An 18,973-nucleotide genomic window follows, 5' to 3' on the forward strand; every position below is an offset into this window, starting at 1 on the left:
CCTCAGCCCTCGCCTTCCTCGGTTTCGGTGGAGTGGCGCTGAATCAAGCCTGCCTGGCTGATGAAAAAGACGAACATCGAGCCGGGCAGAAAGAACGTCTCGAAGGTCACCCAGAACTCGGTCGACTGCGTGCGCCAGACCAGTTCGTTGGCAACAGCAGACGCGACAAAGAACCAGGCCATGCGGCGGGTCAGGATCATCCAGCCCTCGGCATCCATCGGCAAGGCATCGGACAGCACGACCGACAGCAGGGACTTGCCCCGCCAGAGCCCGACAAACAGCACCCCGCCCAGCAGCAGATTGATGATGGTCGGTTTGATCTTGAGAAACCTCTCGTCGTTCAACCAGACCGTCAGCCCGCCAAAAACCACGACCAGCACCGCCGTCAGCACCTGCATCGGCGACAGCTTGCCCGTCAGCTTCCACAGGATCGCCATGGACAGCAGGATCACCGGAATGAAGCCTGCGGTGACCGCGATGAAACCGTCGTAGTCGGTGCCCGCAACGGTGAAAGTTTCGTCCTTCAGCCAGAGATAGGCCACGAAGAAGCCCAGCACGGGGCCCAGCTCCAGGGTGGATTTCAGCCACGGGGCTACGGATCGGTCAGCCATATCGTCTCCTCCAGCCGGGCGGGCGTAGCAGGCGCGCGGGGGTTTGCACAGGGGGTCAGCCGCCGAACTCCACCACCACCGCGCCCAGCGCGATCAAGCTCATCAAGGCGATGCGGCGGGGGCCGACGGCTTCCTTTAGCCAAAGCCAGCCGATCAGCGCCGCAAAGACGGTCGAGGTCTCGCGCAGGATGGCGGCCTCGCCGACGCTGTCGAGGCGCGTGGCCAGCATCACTGATCCAAAGGATCCAAAGGCAATAAAGGCCCCCAGAACGCCCAGACGGATCATGCCTGCGTCCGGCCGGCGCCATTTGCCCCGCGCCAGGGCGATCAAGGGAAAGTCGAAGGCCGTCAGGAAAAAGAACCACGCGAGAAAGGTGAACGGGTTCTCGACCGCCCGGATGCCATAGGCGTCCCAGGTCGTGTAGACCGCCACCATCAGCCCGGTCGCCACCGCCAGGCCCAGCGCGGGCACCAAGGTATCGCGCGCCACCGTGACCTTGGCCAGGTTATAGGCCGACAACCCGAACAATCCGGCCAGCAAAAGGGCCACGCCAAACCACTGGGTTCCCGTGAATGTCTCGCCAAAGATGATGCCCGCCGTGAAAACGGTGAACAGCGGCCCGGTACCCCGCACCACGGGATAGACCACCGTGTAGGCCCCCCGTTGATAGGTCATGCCCTGCAACACCTTGTAGACAAAGTGGATCACGACCATCCCGGCCAGAATCCACCAGATCTCCAACGGGGGCCAGGGCACGAGGAACAATGCGATGGGCGCGGATATCACCAAAAGCCCCGCGTCGATCACCACGCGCGATGTCCAGGGATCGTAGCGTCCCTTTTGCAAGGCGCCGAACAGCGCGTGCAGAAAGGCCGCCATCAAGGCCAGCATCAAGGCTACGTTGTGCCCCGTTTCTGTGCCCTCGATAGAGATCAGCCAGTCAGTCACGCCGATCCCCGATCCGGTTCATCCCAGGACCGCGTCGACGGGGTCGACGCTCCGCAGGCTGGATGCGAGGACGGGCACATGGGCCTGGCCCACGTAGATCACAGCCTCGGTCGCGCCTGCAAAATCGCGGACAAGACGCCGGACCATCCGTTCCTCCAGCCCTGTCTCGCGGTATTCGGCGCGCACAGCCAAGGCATCGATGGCGGCCACGCGGATGCTGGCGGGTTGGCTGCTGGGCACCAGACGGGGGCGCAACGTCTCATCCGTCAGGACAACCAGCGCCGCCTGCCCCACCAGCAGGTCGCGGTCCCGTGCCCAGATGGCGGAATGGCCGCGAAAGCCTGCCGGACAAGTGTCGCGCGGCAACAGACCGGCGGCGGTCAGAAAGGCGTCCCGCTCCGCCTCATCCACCGGGTGCAGGTCGGGGCCCATATGAAGGTCCAGCAAGCCGTTCATGATGATCTCACTGCGCACCGACCAGGGCTGCGGCGAACTCCTCGGGATCGAAGGCATCCAGATCTTCGATCTGTTCCCCCACACCGATGGCATGGATCGGCAGGCCGAACCGGTCAGCCAGCGCCACCAGGACACCGCCCTTGGCGGTGCCGTCCAGCTTGGTCATCACCAGGCCCGAGACATCCGACAGTTTCTGGAACACCTCGACCTGGTTCAGCGCGTTCTGACCCGTCGTCGCATCCAGCACCAACAGCGTGTTGTGCGGCGCGGTCGGGTCCTTCTTGCGGATGACGCGGACGATCTTGGCCAGTTCTTCCATCAGGTCGGATCGGTTCTGAAGCCGTCCGGCAGTGTCGATCAACAGCAGATCCGCGCCCTCTGCTTCGGCGCGGGTCATGGCATCGAAGGCCAATGACGCGGGATCGGATCCTTCGGGGGCCGTCATCACCGGCACCCCGGCGCGGTCGCCCCAGACCTGCAATTGTTCAACAGCCGCCGCGCGAAAGGTATCGCCGGCGGCGATCACGACGGATTTGCCCGCCGCGCGGAACTGCGACGCCAGTTTTCCGATGGTCGTCGTCTTGCCGGACCCGTTGACCCCGACCACAAGAACCACCTGCGGGCGCTGTGGGGTCAGGGGCATTGGCCTGGCGACCGGCTCCATGATGCGGGCCACTTCTGCGGCCAGCAGGTCCTTGATTTCGGGCACCGACAGGCGCCGTCCCATGCGCCCCTCCGCCAGATTGGCCGTGACGCGCAGCGCGGTGTCCACACCCATGTCAGAGGCGATCAGCAGCTCTTCCAACTGCTCCAGCATGTCGTCGTCGAGGACCCGGCGCGGGGCCGCGGTGTCCTCGGCGCGCCCCATCAGACGCCCAAGAAAACCGGGCTTGGCGGCGGGTTCGGGCGGCGGCGGGGGGGCGGTCACGGCGGCCGGGGGCGGCGGTGCCACCGCAGACGGCTGCGGGGTGGGGGCCGGGGTCGGTTCGGGATCGGGCAACGCGGTCTCGCCTGCCTCCTCCACGATGGCATCGAGTCCCTCCTCCAACTTGGAGGACGACCGCGTCAGGCGATCCTTGAGCTTCTTGAAGAACGACATGGCGGCCCCTTTCCCCCTTCACCTAATATGCGCGGGGCAAAGGGGAAAGGCCGGTTGACACCCCAGCCCCCCGCCCCGACCGTGCAGGCATGTGGCGTCTTGTCGTGATCCTTTGTCTTCTGGCCCTGCCGCTGCGGGCCGACCCGCCCCCGGCGCTGGTCTGTTCCGACGGGCAGGACGCGCCGCGCCATTGCATCCGCACCGCCAGTTTCGAGGCCGACCTCTGCCGTCAGATCGAGGCGGAGGCGCGCTTTCACGGCCTGCCGCCCGGCTATTTCGCGCGCCTGCTTTGGCAGGAAAGTCGGTTCGATCCCAATGCCGTCAGCCCCGCGAATGCCAAGGGCATCGCCCAGTTCATCGACAGCACCGCGCGCCTGCGTCGGCTGGCCGATCCTTTCAACCCCGCCGAAGCGGTGGCGCGGTCCGCGGAATACCTGGCCGAGATGTCGCGCCGATATGGCAACGTCGGCATGGCCGCGATCGGCTACAATGGCGGCGAACGCCGGGCCGAGGGATGGCTGGCGCGAACCGGCGGGCTGGCGCGGGAAACGGTGGACTACGTGCGCATCATCACGGGCCACCCTGCCGAGAGCTGGCGCGACGATCCGCCAAAGGGCCTGACCTTTGCCCTGGACGGAGACACACCGTTCCAGCAGGCCTGTGAAACGATGGCAGCCAACCGCCGGGTCACCCCGCTGGCCCCGCCGGCACCGCGATTCTCGCCCTGGGGGGCGCAGGTGGCCTTTGGAACCGACCGCGGCGCGGCGCGGGCGGCCTGGGGCCGCCTGCGGGGCGGGTGTCAGTCGGCAGCCCCGGTGGCGCGGCTGGAATTCGTACCCGTGCAGCGGCGCGGACCGGGCAGCCGCACCTATACCATGGCCCGCGTCGGGGCCGGATCTCGGGACGAAGCCACGCGGATCTGCCGCGCCGTATCGCGCGCAGGATGCCCGTGCCGCGTGTTCAGCAACTGACGGCGGTGCGCGGTGAAGCCGTGGGTTTGCATATTCTTGAAACAAGTGAGCGGGATTTCCCGAGCCCCGTTAACGTTTCGCGAACCCGTCCGTCGCACATTCGCCGGGCGGAACAGGGAGGCATCCCGATGGCCGTAGACGAGGAAGAAGGCTCCGTCATCCGGACCCGGAAACGGCGCTGGGTGACGGGCTTGCTTTGCTCGTTTCCCCAATATGCACCGCGACGCAGGCCTCCGACCGCGTCGCCGCGTGTCTTGCACCTTCCGTCGACCTGCGCCTGTCGCGCGGGCTAGACCTTGCCGCCCACTTCCTGAGGGAAATGGCGCATCGTCAGGCGGATCGGGTTCGGCGCGGCTTGACCCAACCCGCAGATGGAAGCATCGACCATGGCCTGACTGATTTCTTCCAGCAGAGTGGTGTCCCACCGCTCCGCCTGCATCAGCTTGACCGCTTTTTCACAGCCGACCCGGCAGGGGGTGCATTGGCCGCAGCTTTCCGTCTCGAAGAAGCGCAGCATATTGAGGGCGGCGGCGCGGGCGCTGTCGTGATCCGACAGAACCACCACCGCCGCCGAGCCGATGAAGGACCCGTGCGGTTGCAGCGTGTCGAAGTCGAGCGGGACGTCAGACAGGGTCGCAGGCAGCAGGCCCGAAGACGGACCGCCGGGCTGATAGGCCTTGAAGGCGTGCCCGTCCAGCATCCCACCCGCCGCCGCGATCACGTCGGTGATGGTGGACCCGGCAGGCAAAAGGTGGACGCCCGGCTGTTTGACGCGGCCCGAAACGGAGTAGGAGCGCAGGCCCTTGCGTCCATTCCGTTCGACAGAAGACAGGATCTCTGGCCCTTCACGCAGGATGCGGGCGATCCAGTGGCAGGTCTCGATGTTGTGGACCAGGGTCGGCCGCCCGAACAGGCCGACCTGTGCCACATAGGGCGGGCGATGGCGGGGCAGGCCGCGCTTGCCTTCGATGCTTTCGATCATGGCGGATTCTTCGCCGCAGATGTAGGCCCCCGCCCCCCGGCGTAGATCGATGTAGCCGGGGGCGATCAGGCCCGCCGCTTCCAGAGCCGCGATTTCGGTGGCCAGGATGTGCAGCACGGCGGGGTACTCGTCGCGCATGTACAGATAGATCCGCTCCGCCTCGACGGCCCAGGCGGCGATCAGCATCCCTTCCAGGAACAGGTGTGGGGTGCGTTCCAGGTAGTAGCGGTCCTTGAAGGTGCCCGGCTCTCCTTCGTCGCCGTTGACGGCCATGTAGCGGGGACCAGGATTGGCGCGCACAAAGCCCCATTTCTTGCCAGACGGGAAACCCGCCCCGCCGAGGCCGCGCAAGCCGGAGGCGGCGACCGTGTTCTGAACGGCCACCCAGTCGCCGCCGTCGCGCAGCTGCGCCAGCTGAGCGTAACCGCCGTCTTTGCGGTAGACGGCGAGATCCTCGTAGGACGGGATGACGGGATGCAGGTCGCCTGCGTCGATGACCGCTTGCGCCGCTTGGGGCGTGGCGTGGTCGACGTGGCGGTGGCCGATCTCCAACACCGGAGCAGTGTCGCAACGGCCCATGCAAGGTGCGCGCAGGACGCGGACCTTTGCCGGGTCGTGGCCCGCCTCCAAGGCGTCGATCAGGGCCTCGGACCCGGCCAATTCGCACGACAGCGAGTCGCAGACCCGGATCGTCAGATCGGGCGGCACCGGGTCGTCTTCGCGCAGGGGGTCGAAATGGGCATAGAAGGTCGCGACCTCCCAGACTTCGGCCATCGACAGGCGCATCTCTTCGGCCAGGGCGCGCAGATGAGCTGCGGATTGGTGGCCGTGGGCATCCTGGATCAGATGCAGGAATTCGATCAGAAGATCGCGGCGGCGGGGACGGTCGCCCAGCAGGGCCTGCACCTCGGCCAGGGCGGCGTCGTCGTATTGGCGGCCCTTGGGCGTGGCGCGTCCCCTGCCCTTGCCGGATTTCCAGACGCCCTTTGTGGTCTCGTCGCGCATGGTATCCCCCCGTTTCGCCAGCGTGCTAGCAGACCCGCGCCTGCCGCCGCGGTGCGTTTGCGACACCGCCTGCCCTGTTTGCGGAGGCGCGGCGCGTCGGGCAAGGTAGGGCACCGACGCAAGTGGCAGAAATCGCCACCTGGCACCGCGCCGCACAGGGCGGGTGTTTCCGATCCGCGCCAGTGCCCTCTTTTCGTCCAACAGGGGGGATAGGGTGACGAGACTCAACCCGAGGGGACAGATCATGCCCGCTCTTTTCGCCTATCTCGCGGCCCTCGGGCTGTCTGTCGCGCTGTTGCTCGCCGGGGCGGTCGCGGACGGACCTTGGGATTTCGCATCATTCGTCTGGATGGCGATCGTGGTCGCGGCGCTGGATCACCTGATGCCCGCAGGCGACCGCGCCCCCAGCGAACGGCAGGCGCGCGCGCTGACGCTGGGGCTGGCGCTGGTGCATTTTCCCTTGCTGGCCCTGGCGGTCTGGGCCCTGGCGCAGGGGGGACCGGCGGTGAACTGGGTCTTCTATTTCGCAGCGACCGGATTGTTCTTCGGCCAGATCATGAACTCCAACGCGCATGAGCTGATCCATGCGGGGGGGCGTCTGCGGCGGGGGCTTGGTCGCTGGATCTATGTGACACTGTTGTTCGGGCATCAAACCACCGCGCACCCCGGCATCCATCACCGACTGGTGGCCACGCCAGAGGACCCCAACACCGCACGACTGGGTGAAAGCTGGTGGCGGTTCTGTTTTCGCGCCTGGCATCATTCGTTCTGGGACGGGTTGGCGCTCGAAAAGGGCCGTCAACGGCAGAAGGGGCGCGCGGGCTGGGACCGGCGGAACCCCTATTGGATCTATCTGGGCGGCGGTTGGCTGGCGATGGCGCTGGCCTGGGGCACGCTGGGCTGGCGGGGGCTGGCGGCTTATGTCGCGCTTTGCCTGCTGGCGCAGAGCCAGCTTTTGATCACGGATTACGTGCTGCACTATGGCATGCGGCGCCGCTGGCTGGGCGACAAATGGGAACCTGTGGGGCCAGAGCACAGCTGGAACGCGCCCCATGTCGTCACCAATCTGCTGACCCTGCATGCGCCGCGTCATTCCGACCATCATGCGCATCCCACACGCGGTTTTGAGGCGCTGACGATCGAGGATGGCCAACCGCAGCTGCCCTATTCGCTGCCGGTGATGGTGACCTTCGCGCTTTGGCCCTGGTGGTGGCGGCGGATGATGAACCCGCGCGTCGCAGCCTTGCATCAGGGGGTGGACAGCCCGGCTGCACCCGGCAAGGGTGCCCCCGAAGGAGACCCCACATGCGCCGCGTGATCCCGTTCCTGATTGCAGTCGCCGTCGCAGCCCCGGCCTGGGCCGAACGCGTCGTCACATCGCAGGAGTTCGAGCAGATGGTCCATGGCAAGACCCTGCATTTCGACCGCCACGGCCGGGCCTTCGGAGCGGAGCAGTATTTCACCGACAAGCGCGTGATCTGGGCGTTCGAAGGCGGCCAGTGCCAGCGCGGGATCTGGTTCGAAAATGCGCGGGGCGAGATCTGTTTCGTCTACGACGACGACCCTGCGCCGCAATGCTGGGACTTCATCGAGATGCCCGGCGGTGCCTTTCATGCGCGACACGTGGGCGACCCGCCGTCGGACGATCTGATCACGCGGTCCGTGGATGATTTGGCGCTGGATTGCCCGCTGCCCGATCTGGGTGTCTAGAACAGGCTGCCCTGGTCCTTTGGCGGGGTTTTCGATTTCGGCTTGGCAGGGCGCGCGCCGCCGGTGACCGCATCGACCCGGTCATCGCCCGCGAATTGCAGCGTCACCTGTCCCGCCGCCCGTGCCCCCGCCGCGTCGCTGACGACCGTGTCAGCGGCCCAGACCACCGCAAAGCCCCGCTCCAACGTGCGTTCATAGCCCAGAGATTCGCGCATCCGGTCCAGCGCGGCCAGACGCGCCACCTGCGTCGCCTGCCGGGTCTGCGCGACCGAGGACAGCCGTTGCAGTGCCGTCGTCAGGCGGGTCCCGTCGCGGGTGGCGCGCCGGGCCAACGGCTCGGGCGTCAGACGCCGGGCCAGCCGGTCGAGATCGCGGCGCGCCTGGGGGAAGCCCCGAATGCCCTGCCGATCCAAGGCCGCGGTCAAGGTCGCGGCGCGGGTGCGCGCGCGCGCCGCCTTGTCGCGCAGCGCCATGTCCAACCGCGCCGACAGCGCCGCCAGCCGCGCGCGTTCCGCCCCCATCCGATCGCCCAGAGTCAGCCGGGCCTCTACCCGCGACAGACGCAGGCGGGCCTGACCGATCCGGGCCTCCAACGCGGCGGGCAGACGGGTCGCCAGGGCGTCCGTCCGGGCGCGGGGTCGGTCCATCAAGGCGGCAGGTCGCGGCAAGCCGCGCGACAGGTCCGCCAATCTCTGCCGCCGTGCGCGCACCTGCGCCTCGGCGGCGCGCAGCTGTCTGCGACCCAGATCCTCGACGGCGGCCAACAGGTCTGCGCGGACCGGGACGGCCCTTTCGGCGGCGGCGGTGGGCGTGGGCGCGCGGTGATCGGCCGCATGGTCGATCAGGGTCGTATCCGTCTCATGGCCGACGGCAGAGATCAGGGGAATACGGCTGTCGGCTGCGGCGCGCACGACGATTTCCTCGTTGAACCCCCAGAGGTCCTCGATCGACCCGCCCCCGCGCGCCACGATCAACAGGTCGGGACGCGGGATCGGCCCGCCCTGCGGCAGGGCATTGAAGCCCCGGATTGCATTGGCCACCTCGGGCGCCGAGGCCCGTCCCTGCACCGCCACGGGCCAGATCAGCACGTTCCGGGGAAACCGGTCGGCCAGCCGGTGCAAAATGTCGCGGATCACCGCACCCTGCGGCGATGTGATGACCCCGATCACGTCCGGCAAAAAAGGCAGCGGCTGTTTGCGCGATGGCTCAAACAGGCCTTCCGCCGCAAGTTGGGCGCGGCGCTTTTCCAGCATCGCCATCAGGGCACCCGCGCCCGCGACCTCCATCTTGTCGACGTTCAGGTTGTATTTCGACTGCGCACCAAAACCGGACAGCTTGCCGGTGACAACGACCTCCATCCCCTCTTCGGGAGTGACCGACAGCTGCGTAAGCTGCCCCTTCCAGGTGGTGCAGGCCAGCACGTTCCGGTCATCTTTGATGTCGTAATACAGGTGCCCGGATCGCGCGCGAAAGATACGCCCGATTTCGCCACGCACCCGGATACGCCCGAAAGTCCCCTCCAACGTGCGCTTTACCGCGCCGGAGATTTCCGAGACGGTGAACTCGGCCTCGTTGCGGCCACGTGCGGGGCCATCGTCGTCGATCAGGTCATCCATGGCGTCTGTCTAGCGGCGCGGCACGGCCGGCACTAGGTCCCGAATCCCCCGCCCCGACAGGCGGCCCGGCACAGGCAGGCCAATGGCATCCACCTTGTCCTGCGTCCCTTCGCCCCCTACACCGCCCCTGCGACGAAAAAGGGGCAGGCCATGAACATTCTCATCCTCGGATCGGGCGGACGTGAACACGCCCTGGCCTGGGCCGTGCAGCAGAACCCGAAATGCGACCGCCTGATCGTCGCCCCCGGAAATGCGGGCATCGCTCAGATTGCAGAATGCGCCGATCTGGACATCCTGGACGGGGCCGCGGTTGCCGACTGGGCCTGTGAGGAAAGCATCGATTTCGTGATCGTCGGGCCCGAAGCCCCCTTGGCCGAAGGCGTGGCCGACACCCTGCGCACCGCCGGGATTGCCGTCTTCGGACCCTCCCGGCAGGCGGCGCGGCTGGAGGCATCCAAGAGCTTCACCAAGGAGATCTGTGCCGCCGTCAACGCACCGACGGCGGCCTATGGGCGGTTCGACGACCTGGCCTCTGCCCGTGCCTATCTGGCCGCGCAGCCGATCCCGATCGTGATCAAGGCGGACGGCCTGGCCGCCGGCAAGGGCGTCACCGTGGCCGAAACCAGGGCCCAGGCAGAGGCGGCGCTGGCCGATATCTTCGACGGGGCCCACGGGCGCGCCGAGGTCGTCATCGAAGCCTTTCTCACCGGGGAGGAGGCGTCGTTCTTCTGTCTCGTCGATGGTGAAACGGTGCTGCCCCTGGGCACCGCCCAGGATCACAAGCGGGTCGGCGAAGGCGACACCGGCCCGAACACCGGCGGCATGGGGGCCTATTCGCCCGCCCCTGTGATGACACCCCAGGTCGAGGCCCGCGCGCTGGACGAAATCGTGCGCCCGACAATGTCGGAAATGGTCCGGCGCGGCACGCCATTCCAGGGTGTTCTCTTTGTCGGATTGATGATCGACGCGGGCGCGCCGTCACTGGTGGAATACAATGTCCGTTTCGGCGATCCGGAATGCCAGTGCCTGATGATGCGGCTGGGCGGTCAGGTTCTGGACCTGCTCCTGGCCTGCGCCGAGGGTCAGTTGGACCGGGCGCAGGTGCATTGGGCCGAGGATCACGCGCTCTGCGTCGTCATGGCTGCGGCAGGGTATCCGGGCAGCTATGCCAAAGGCGGTGCCATCTGCGGCCTCGACGCGCTGCCCAGCGACAGCCGCAACATGGTGTTCCACGCGGGCACCGCGCGGCGTGATGGGCAGACGGTGGCCGCCGGAGGACGGGTCCTGGGCGTCACCGCCCGCGGTGACACCCTGTCGGAGGCCCGCGACCGCGCCTATGCCATGGTCGACGGTGTTGATTGGCCGGACGGGTTTTGCCGCCGCGACATCGGCTGGCGGGCCTTGTGACCTGACAGGCGCGTTTATCCCAAGCGGAACGGCGCCTTGCTTTGTTGCCGGTCTGGTCGCTGCACCTTGCAGTCCGATTTCTGGGCTGACGCTGCCGCACGAACTCAGGTCGGTCCGGCTGTATGATCGCCACAGGTCAGAGGTTGCGTCTCGGCCAAACCGTTGGCACTCAGTTGAAGCAGCCTTGTCAGGGGGCCCGTCCCGGAGGATCAGCCCATGGCCGACCTCCGCCCGACGCTGACAGCAGCGACCGTTCAAGTGTGTTTTACTTGGCGCGCCCGTCGATTTTTTCCCCGTCGGCGTAGGCCGACTCCCCCCCTGAGCGTCCGACTCACCCCGTCATAGCGACCTGTCCCCTCACCTTTGTTGCGGTTTCGCAGGGGTCGATAACGCCCGCGTGAGGCCTTGTCGCGCGGGCGTGAGGGGGGTGCGGGGCGGAGAGGTATTTGTGCATATGTGCACGCTTATCGCGCCATTCTCACGGGTTCGTTTGTTGAATGTCAGGTCCGCAAGGCGCAAATAGGGTTCATCAGCAGGGCAACACACACCGCGCCCCGCACCAAACCCAAACGGGCCCGCCGCAACCACAGGGTCCACCAAAAAAGGACTAACGTTATGAAAACCCTCATCATCTCCGCCCTCGTCGCTTCCGCCGCTCTGACCGGTGCCGCCTCCGCTCAGGTCGGATCGGGCGCTGCCGCCGCCATCGCACACTTCAACCAGGACGTGGACGTCGCGAACGACGCCGTTTCGCTGATCAACCTGGACGGCGACCGGGTCGTCGTCTCCAGCCGCTCGGGCGGTCTGGGCGCAGTCTTCGCCCTGTTCAACTCGGACGCCGACGTGGCCAACGATTTCACCGGCCAGAACGGCGCAACGCTGGTCGCCACGACCCCGGCCTACAACGCCGACATCTTCGCCGAGATCGAGCGTCAGCGCGAACTGGACGACTGATCGACTAGCCAACCCCTCGCGGTCCGGGTGCCTCCCCGCCCGGACCGCGCGACGCGCTTCACTCCCCTACCCGGTTTCCCTTTCCGAGGTGCGTTGCGGCACGCGGCCCCCGTCAGAGCGTCTGCTCGGCGGGGGTCGCTTTGTTTTCGGGGGTCAACGTCCGCCGCGCGCCATGAAGGGCATTCAGGGCGAGCGAACCTGGTTTCCGTTCCGGATTGCCGGGGCACGCCGGAGCAGGGCGCGGCTGGTTCCGAGGCGCTAAGCCGGTGCAGCGCCCATTGGGCACGCCCAATTTCGACGCGACTCCCAGACCCACCCTCGCGGGAAGCACCGCGGCTGTGTCCGCGCCCTGGCCGGAATGCAGATGGCCCGGAGCAGCGAGGCGGCCAGGGCGCGCACATGCCTCGGCCCTGTTGCCGGCCAGAACACGCGCCCGGAGCCTGGGATGGCAACGGGACGGACAACGGCCGTGAGGGTCGGCGCACCATCCCGGGATCAGGCGAGAAAAAAGGCCGAGGGGGCGTCCCCTCGGCCATAACGTCGAAATGCGGCGCGACACCGGTGGTCAGATGACGATCGCGTCCAGCGGAGGGAAGCCGTTGAAGCAGACCGACGAATAGGTCGAGGTATAGGCCCCGCAGTTGCGGATGATGATCTTGTCCCCGGCCTTCAGCGACAGCGGCAGTTGGATCGGACGCTTCTCGTAGAGAACGTCGGCCGAGTCGCAGGACGGGCCGGCCAGAACGCAGGGGCCGGTCACGTCACCGTCACGGGCGGTGACGAACTGATAGCGGATCGCTTCGCCCTCGGTCTCGGCCAGGCCCGAGAAACGGCCGATGTCGAGGTACACCCAGCGGTGCAGATCGTCCTCGGACTTCTTCGAGGTCAGGACCACCTCGGCGGCGATCGCACCGGCTTCGGCGACCATGCCACGGCCCGGCTCTGCCATGATCTGCGGGACGAAGCCGAAGCGCGCCTCGATCAGGTCGATGACAGCCGCCGCATAGGCGGTCGGGCGCTGAATCTCTTCGCCGTAGAACGCCGGGAAGCCGCCGCCGATGTTCAGCAGCTGCAGGTAGAAGCCTTCGTCGCAGGCGCGGTGCCAGATCGCCGCAACCTGATCGAGCGTGCCGGTCCACATGCGGGCTTCGCGGGTTTGCGAGCCGACGTGGAAGGACAGACCGTGCGGCACCAGGCCCAGATCGCGCGCCATGGCGAGCAGGGTCATGACCTTGTCGGAGGCGCAGCCGAATTTGCGCGACAGCGGCCAGTCGGCTTCGGAATTGTCGACGATGACGCGGATGTAGACGCGCGCACCCGGTGCGTTTTCCGCGATCTTCAGCATCTCTTCCTCGGCATCGACCGCGAAGAGCGTGACACCGGCATTATGCGCGAACCGGATGTCGGACGCTTTCTTGATGGTGTTGCCGAAAGAGACATGGTCGACGTCGGCACCCTGGCCCAGGACCAGCTCGATTTCACCACGGGACGCGGCGTCGAAGCCGGACCCGAGGTTCACCAGACGCTCGATGATGGCGGGGTGCGGGTTCGCCTTGACGGCGTAGTGGATGTGGGCGCGGCCCAGACCGGCGGACAGGGCGTGGAACTGACGCTCGACCGCGTCGACGTCGATGACCAGCGTGGGATGCGCGAAGTCATGGGCAGAAATATAGGATTCCACGCGCGACGGCACGGACAGGGAAACAATGCGGTCGAAACCGGTTACTGCGTTCATTGGTCATCTCCAATAGACCCGGCCATACCCGCTCTGGGGCGAAGACCGCTCACTTCCAAGGGAGACGTTACCGTCGCTACGTAACCGTGCGGGTGGCCCGAGGGCCGCCGATTGCCGTGCCAGAGGCGCGTGCGTTGGCGTCTATGAGGCGCATTTGGGGGGAAACCGGATTCGGGTCAAGATAGAAAATTCCGAAAAACGACTGAGGTCATCCGCCCCTGCCCGACTGTTGCGTCAAGACGACGGGAACCCATCCCTACGGAGGTGTGTTCTGTTGTCGACCCTGCAAACGGAGACCCCAAGTATGACCCCCTCTTTCAAGGCGATGACCCTTATCCCCCTGACCGTGCTGGTCGCTGGCTGCGTGGCCGGTGATGGCGACCGCGTGGATACCCCGACGGAAATCGAGCAGACGCTGGATACCGACATCGATGGGGATGGAACCATCGTGCAGAACGGCGTCGAAGTCGCCGGTGCCGACTGACGGCCTGCCCCCCTGTCGGGCAAAAAAAGCCCCCCGTCGCAACCGCGCCGGGGGGCTTTGTGTTCCAGGGGCCCGTGGTGCCCGTGCCAGGTCGAGGGTTCCGGCGGGGGGCCAGCCCCCCGTGATGTGGCGGTAGCGTGTTGGCCCTGGTCGATGACTGACGCGGCCGCGCTCAGATTTGCCGTTCGATCATCATCTTCTTGATCGAGGCGATTGCCTTGGCGGGGTTCAGCCCCTTGGGACAGGTCTTGGTGCAGTTCATGATCGTATGGCAGCGATACAGTTTGAACGGATCCTCCAGATCGTCCAGCCGCTCGCCCGTGGCCTCGTCCCGGCTGTCGATGATCCAGCGGTAGGCGTGCAACAGGGCCGCCGGGCCGAGGTAGCGATCGCCGTTCCACCAATAACTGGGGCAGGACGTGGAGCAGGACGCGCACATGATGCACTCATAAAGGCCATCCAGCTTGGAGCGGTCCTCGATCGACTGGCGCCATTCCTTGGCGGGGGTGTTCGATTTCGTCTCCAGCCAGGGCATGACCGATGCGTGCTGGGCATAGAAATGGGTCAGGTCGGGGATCAGGTCCTTGACCACCGGCATGTGCGGCAGGGGATAGATCTTTACGTCGCCGTCGACTTCGTCGATGCCCCAGGTGCAGGCCAGCGTGTTGATGCCGTCGATGTTCATCGCGCAGGACCCACAGATCCCTTCGCGGCAGGACCGGCGGAAGGTCAGGGTCGGGTCGATCTCGTTCTTGATCTTGATCAGCGCGTCCAGAATCATCGGACCGCAGGTGTCCAGATCGACGAAATAGGTGTCCAGACGCGGGTTCTTTCCGTCCTCGGGGTTCCAGCGATAGATCTGGAACGTCCGCAGGTTGGTCGCCCCCTCGGGCTTGGGCCAGGTCTTGCCCACGGTGATCTTGGAGTTCTTGGGCAGGGTGAATTGGACCATGGGTCGCTCCTCTCAGAGTGTGTCTAGCAGCACCGGCAGACCCTGGGTCGCGATGCATTGGATGGTTGCGGGACGCCGGGCGATGTCGCCCACGACGCGCGCGGCGGTCTGATCGTTCCGTGTGGCGGCGGCCCCGGCGAGGGTGATGATTTCCTCGCCCGTAGCGTTGTCGATGATGCAATCGGTGGCGGGTTCCAGCGGGACGCCGGGAAACCGGTCGGCCAGCACAGGGCGCACGGTCGCACGGGCCGCTTCGCGGGTCAGATCCGTGCCGATCCCGCTGTTGCAGGCGGCAAGCAGCAGCGGCAGGAACAACAGGCTAGGCCGCATGGCGCACCTCCTCGACCCAGTTGGTCGGGTGGTCTTCGTAGCCCAGATGCACAAGCGCCGGACCGTATTCCTCGGCATAGACCTCGGCCACGGAGCGCGGCAGGCGGGTGCGCCATTGCGCGGGTTTGCCGGAGGTGACGTGCCGGGCCACCCGTTCCACCCGATCCTCGGGCTTGGCCAGCCCCCCGAACAACGCGTTGCCCCAGAAGATATCGGCCCCCTTGGCGGCCTCCGCCTCGGTCAGGCCCAGGGTGCGCAGATGTTCGCGGAACCCCTCGCAGGAAGTGTCGGCGATCAGATCCTCGTAGCGAACCTCGATCCCGTTGGGGCGGGCGTAGTTCCAGGCCAGCATCTCGGCCAGGGTCTGCGCGTGTTTCTCGCGCATCTCGAACAGCAGTCGCGCCTCTTCGTTGGGCAGGGCGTTCAGGTGTTCCTGATAGGTCAGGCCGCCCAGATCGTCGCGCGGGATGTGCAGGAATTGCTCCCCCTTCACGCCGGCATGCAGGTGGTACCGCGCGCCCGAAAGCAGCACATCGCGCGGGTCGCGGATCACGTGCAGGGTGCGGGTATCGGGGCGGTTCAGGATCGTCCGGCGGAAATTGGACGACCAGGAAAACAGAAAGATCCGCTCTCCGTCCGGGATGACGTTGGCGCGCACCGACGGATAGACCACCCGTTCCGCCACGCCCATCCAGCCCGCCAGCTTGCGGAACACGGCCCGCATCCACAGCGTCCCGGTCTTGTGATGGGTTCCGACACAGAACACGCGGGGGGCAATCAGCTGCGTCATCGGCTTGCCCGCTCTGCGGTGCAGGCCAGCAGATCCTCGATTTCCTGGTTGGACATCGGGCCACTGGGATCGACCGCCAGATCGGGCCGGCCGATGGCCGTCACGCAGGAGGCGAGACCGGGCGTCACCTCTACGTCGGCACCGACGAAATCTGCCGCACCGGGTCCACTGCTCAGGGTGTTGCACCCTGCCAGAAGGAACGGGACCAGAAAGGCGGCTCTCATGTGCGCCCGCCCAGCGTGATGCCGACTGTCTTCGGGGCCGGTGCGCCGGACGTGCGGCGCGCGATGCAGTCGGCGAGGAAATCCTCCTCCGACTGGGGGTTGAGTATGCGGTTGGTAATCGTGACGCGCCCGCTGGCCACGGGTCCGCCCGACCCGATCCCGGCCCCGACGGAGCCGCTGACACCATCGGCCTGCGCCATCTCGGCGCGACACAACCGGTCGGCCCGTTCGGGCGTCACAGGCACGGGCGCGCAGGCCTGAAGATACGGCAGCAGGGCAAGCGCGCGGATCATCGCGGCAGCGCCTCGCAGGTGTCAAGCCGGGCCAGATCCTCGGCGGATCGGGTCACGATGGTGCCGTCGCGCACGGTCAAACCCTGATCACGGGCGCAATCCAGATAGGCGGCGCGCCGGGCCTCCGGCCCGCTGGGCATGCAGGCGGACAGGGTCAGCGCAACGGCCAGCCCCCCCGCCCGAATGGCATCCCGACGGGCCATCGGCTCAGTAAACCCGAGCCTTGGGCGCGATCTTCTTGAGGTCGATCCCGCCTTCGTTATGGCTGCTGAGCGGGGTCAGGTGGACCCCACGATAGCCCAGGCTGGCCTTTTGCTCGTCTCCCTTGAACCAGGTCAGCGAATGCTTGCGCCAATTTTCGTCGTCGCGATCGGGGAAGTCTTCGTGCGCGTGGGCACCCCGGCTTTCCTTGCGCGCCTCGGCGGCGACCACGGTGGCGACGGCGTTGGGCATCAGGTTCGCCAGCTCCAGCGTCTCCATCAGGTCGGAGTTCCAGATCAGCGTGTTGTCGGTGACGGCGACGTCGGACATCTTGCCGGCGATCCCCTCCATCGCTTCCTTGCCCTGGGCCAACGTATCGGAGGTGCGGAACACGGCGGCGTCGGCCTGCATCGTCTTTTGCATCTCCAGGCGCAACTCGGCGGTGGCGACCTGACCGCGTGCGTGGCGGAGGCCGTCAAAGCGGGCGAGCGCCATTTCGACCGACCGCTGGTTCGGCGTCGGCACCGGGGTCGAGGGATCGACCACCTGACCGGCGCGGATCGCGGCGGCCCGGCCAAAGACCACAAGGTCGATGAGCGAGTTGGACCCCAGACGGTTCGCGCCATGCACGGAGGCACAGCCCGCCTCGCCCACGGCCATCAGGCCCGGCGCGACGGCATCGTCGTTGCCCTCGGTCGGGGACAGCACCTCGCCCCAGTAGTTCGTGGGAATGCCGCCCATGTTGTAGTGCACCGTGGGCAGCACGGGAATCGGTTCCTTGGTCACGTCGGCACCAGCAAAGATGCGCGCCGATTCGGAGATACCGGGCAGGCGCAGGGCCAGCGTCTCGGCAGGCAGGTGCGACAGGTTCAGGTGGATGTGATCCCCCTCGGCCCCGACGCCGCGGCCTTCGCGGATTTCCATGGTCATGCAGCGGCTGACCACGTCGCGGGACGCCAGGTCCTTGTAGGTCGGCGCATAGCGTTCCATGAACCGCTCGCCTTCGGAGTTGGTGAGATACCCGCCCTCGCCCCGCGCGCCCTCGGTGATCAGGCAACCGGCGCCGTAGATGCCGGTGGGGTGGAACTGAACGAATTCCATATCCTGAAGCGGCAGGCCCGCGCGGGCCACCATGCCGCCGCCGTCGCCGGTGCAGGTATGGGCCGAGGTGGCCGAGAAATAGGCGCGGCCGTAACCGCCGGTGGCCAGCACCGTCATCTTGGCCGAAAACAGGTGCAGGGTGCCGTCGTCCAGCTTCCAGCACAGAACGCCCTGACACTGACCGTCATCGGACATGATCAGGTCGATGGCGAAGTACTCGATGAAGAACTCGGCCTTTTCCTTCAGGCTTTGACCATAAAGCGTGTGCAAAATGGCGTGGCCGGTGCGGTCGGCCGCGGCGCAGGTGCGCTGAACGGGTGGGCCTTCGCCGTATTCGGTGGTGTGGCCACCAAAGGGCCGCTGATAGATCTTGCCCTCTTCGGTGCGCGAAAACGGCACGCCGTAGTGTTCCAGCTCATAGACCGCCTTGGGTGCCTCGCGCGCCAGGTATTCCATGGCGTCCGTATCACCCAGCCAGTCCGACCCCTTGACGGTGTCGTACATGTGCCATTGCCAGCTGTCGGGGCCCATGTTGCCAAGCGAGGCGGCAATGCCCCCCTGCGCGGCGACGGTGTGGGACCGGGTCGGAAACACCTTGGTGACGCAAGCCGTGCGCAGGCCTTGCTCGGCCATGCCCAGCGTGGCGCGCAGACCGGCCCCGCCGGCGCCCACCACGACGACGTCGTATTCGTGGGTCTCGTATTCGTAAGCAGCCATTCGAATTCTCCTTACAGCGCCAGTCGGGCGAGCGCGTAGACGCTGGCCAGCGCTGCGGCGTAGCTGATGCAGGTGGTGGCGACGATCGCGATCTTGCGCGCCGTGCCGGGCACGTAGTCCTCGATCAGGACCTGCACACCCTTGGCGAAATGCACCCAGCCGACGGTCAGCGTCAAAAGCGCGATCAGCGCGGGCCAGGGGCGGGAATAATAGGCCACGATTTCCTCGTAGGGGGCACCAAGCACCGCCCCGAACGTGAACAGAAACAGCGGCACAAGGATCAGCAGCGCGGCAGACAGCAGCGTCTGATGCCAGTGATGTGTCGTGCCCGCGCCAGAGGCACCCAGGCCCGCGACGCGCTTGCGGTCGGTCAGATAAGCCATGCG

21 protein-coding genes are annotated in these 18,973 nt (G+C 66.7%); 6 read left to right on the forward strand and 15 right to left on the reverse strand.

Annotation, left to right across the window (positions count from 1 at the left end; genetic code table 11):
* Positions 1-2: 2 nt before the first annotated feature.
* From K3551_RS01415 to ftsY, 4 genes are read right to left on the reverse strand one after another with little or no spacing between them, the layout of a single operon-like run.
* On the reverse strand, positions 3-611 hold the full coding sequence (locus K3551_RS01415; RefSeq protein WP_259917079.1) for an inner membrane-spanning protein YciB: 609 nt from the start codon (positions 609-611) through the stop codon (positions 3-5).
* A 55-nt stretch (positions 612-666) separates the two neighbouring features.
* Complete coding sequence (locus K3551_RS01420; RefSeq protein WP_259917081.1) at positions 667-1,560, reverse strand: DMT family transporter; 894 nt, start codon at positions 1,558-1,560, stop codon at positions 667-669.
* A gap of 18 nt (positions 1,561-1,578) precedes the next feature.
* Entirely contained in the window at positions 1,579-2,016 is a 438-nt protein-coding gene (locus K3551_RS01425) for a hypothetical protein (protein WP_259917083.1), read from the reverse strand.
* Between the two features lie 7 nt (positions 2,017-2,023).
* On the reverse strand, positions 2,024-3,115 hold the full coding sequence (gene ftsY, locus K3551_RS01430) for a signal recognition particle-docking protein FtsY (protein ID WP_259917085.1): 1,092 nt from the start codon (positions 3,113-3,115) through the stop codon (positions 2,024-2,026).
* A gap of 89 nt (positions 3,116-3,204) precedes the next feature.
* Between ftsY and K3551_RS01435 the strand changes: the two genes are divergently transcribed.
* A complete protein-coding gene (locus K3551_RS01435) occupies positions 3,205-4,086 on the forward strand; it encodes a lytic transglycosylase domain-containing protein (protein WP_259917086.1) in 882 nt (293 codons plus the stop codon).
* Positions 4,087-4,375: 289 nt separating this feature from the next.
* On the opposite strand, the gene K3551_RS01440 is transcribed toward K3551_RS01435, so the two are convergent.
* Entirely contained in the window at positions 4,376-6,073 is a 1,698-nt protein-coding gene (locus K3551_RS01440) for an NAD(P)H-dependent oxidoreductase subunit E (protein ID WP_259917088.1), read from the reverse strand.
* A 244-nt stretch (positions 6,074-6,317) separates the two neighbouring features.
* Between K3551_RS01440 and K3551_RS01445 the strand changes: the two genes are divergently transcribed.
* Together K3551_RS01445 and K3551_RS01450 are read left to right on the forward strand one after the other, a co-directional pair.
* Positions 6,318-7,391 carry an alkane 1-monooxygenase gene (locus tag K3551_RS01445; protein WP_259917089.1) on the forward strand — a complete coding sequence of 358 codons (1,074 nt, stop codon included), beginning with the start codon at positions 6,318-6,320 and terminating at the stop codon, positions 7,389-7,391.
* On the forward strand, positions 7,379-7,783 hold the full coding sequence (locus K3551_RS01450; protein ID WP_259917090.1) for a hypothetical protein: 405 nt from the start codon (positions 7,379-7,381) through the stop codon (positions 7,781-7,783). The genes K3551_RS01445 and K3551_RS01450 overlap by 13 nt, the downstream gene beginning before the upstream one ends.
* On the opposite strand, the gene xseA is transcribed toward K3551_RS01450, so the two are convergent.
* Positions 7,780-9,399, reverse strand: coding sequence for an exodeoxyribonuclease VII large subunit (gene xseA / locus K3551_RS01455; protein WP_259917091.1), 1,620 nt, complete (start codon positions 9,397-9,399; stop codon positions 7,780-7,782). The two genes, K3551_RS01450 and xseA, sit on opposite strands and share 4 nt — an antisense overlap.
* Before the next feature lie 150 nt (positions 9,400-9,549).
* On the opposite strand from xseA, the gene purD reads away from it, so the two are divergent.
* Positions 9,550-10,806: a phosphoribosylamine--glycine ligase gene (purD, locus tag K3551_RS01460; protein ID WP_259917092.1), complete on the forward strand. Its 1,257-nt coding sequence runs from the start codon at positions 9,550-9,552 to the stop codon at positions 10,804-10,806.
* Between the two features lie 615 nt (positions 10,807-11,421).
* Complete coding sequence (locus K3551_RS01465) at positions 11,422-11,760, forward strand: hypothetical protein (protein WP_259917093.1); 339 nt, start codon at positions 11,422-11,424, stop codon at positions 11,758-11,760.
* A 565-nt stretch (positions 11,761-12,325) separates the two neighbouring features.
* On the opposite strand, the gene K3551_RS01470 is transcribed toward K3551_RS01465, so the two are convergent.
* Positions 12,326-13,495 (reverse strand): type III PLP-dependent enzyme, encoded by a 1,170-nt coding sequence (locus K3551_RS01470; protein ID WP_259917095.1) that lies wholly within the window; start codon positions 13,493-13,495, stop codon positions 12,326-12,328.
* A 304-nt stretch (positions 13,496-13,799) separates the two neighbouring features.
* Between K3551_RS01470 and K3551_RS01475 the strand changes: the two genes are divergently transcribed.
* Positions 13,800-13,979, forward strand: coding sequence for a hypothetical protein (locus tag K3551_RS01475; protein ID WP_259917097.1), 180 nt, complete (start codon positions 13,800-13,802; stop codon positions 13,977-13,979).
* Between the two features lie 172 nt (positions 13,980-14,151).
* Here K3551_RS01475 and K3551_RS01480 read toward each other — a convergent pair whose 3' ends face one another.
* The 8 genes from K3551_RS01480 to sdhD are packed head-to-tail and all read right to left on the reverse strand — an operon-like array spanning position 14,152 to position 18,970.
* Positions 14,152-14,931 carry a succinate dehydrogenase iron-sulfur subunit gene (locus K3551_RS01480; RefSeq protein ID WP_259917099.1) on the reverse strand — a complete coding sequence of 260 codons (780 nt, stop codon included), beginning with the start codon at positions 14,929-14,931 and terminating at the stop codon, positions 14,152-14,154.
* 12 nt (positions 14,932-14,943) lie between these two features.
* Positions 14,944-15,261: a hypothetical protein gene (locus K3551_RS01485; RefSeq protein ID WP_259917101.1), complete on the reverse strand. Its 318-nt coding sequence runs from the start codon at positions 15,259-15,261 to the stop codon at positions 14,944-14,946.
* The gene (locus K3551_RS01490; protein ID WP_259917103.1) at positions 15,251-16,051 is read right to left on the reverse strand and encodes a sulfotransferase domain-containing protein; all 801 of its coding nucleotides are present in this window, start codon (positions 16,049-16,051) and stop codon (positions 15,251-15,253) included. The genes K3551_RS01485 and K3551_RS01490 overlap by 11 nt, the downstream gene beginning before the upstream one ends.
* Positions 16,048-16,275 carry a hypothetical protein gene (locus K3551_RS01495; protein WP_259917106.1) on the reverse strand — a complete coding sequence of 76 codons (228 nt, stop codon included), beginning with the start codon at positions 16,273-16,275 and terminating at the stop codon, positions 16,048-16,050. Before K3551_RS01495 ends, K3551_RS01490 begins: the two co-directional genes overlap by 4 nt.
* On the reverse strand, positions 16,272-16,568 hold the full coding sequence (locus K3551_RS01500; protein ID WP_259917108.1) for a hypothetical protein: 297 nt from the start codon (positions 16,566-16,568) through the stop codon (positions 16,272-16,274). The genes K3551_RS01495 and K3551_RS01500 overlap by 4 nt, the downstream gene beginning before the upstream one ends.
* Positions 16,565-16,771, reverse strand: a complete 207-nt coding sequence (locus K3551_RS01505; RefSeq protein ID WP_259917110.1) for a hypothetical protein — start codon at positions 16,769-16,771, stop codon at positions 16,565-16,567. The genes K3551_RS01500 and K3551_RS01505 overlap by 4 nt, the downstream gene beginning before the upstream one ends.
* A gap of 4 nt (positions 16,772-16,775) precedes the next feature.
* Positions 16,776-18,587 (reverse strand): succinate dehydrogenase flavoprotein subunit, encoded by a 1,812-nt coding sequence (gene sdhA, locus K3551_RS01510; RefSeq protein WP_259917111.1) that lies wholly within the window; start codon positions 18,585-18,587, stop codon positions 16,776-16,778.
* A gap of 11 nt (positions 18,588-18,598) precedes the next feature.
* Positions 18,599-18,970, reverse strand: coding sequence for a succinate dehydrogenase, hydrophobic membrane anchor protein (gene sdhD, locus K3551_RS01515; RefSeq protein WP_259917113.1), 372 nt, complete (start codon positions 18,968-18,970; stop codon positions 18,599-18,601).
* Positions 18,971-18,973 lie beyond the last annotated feature (3 nt).

It is taken from the genome of Jannaschia sp. M317, assembly GCF_025141175.1.
Lineage (GTDB): Bacteria > Pseudomonadota > Alphaproteobacteria > Rhodobacterales > Rhodobacteraceae > Jannaschia.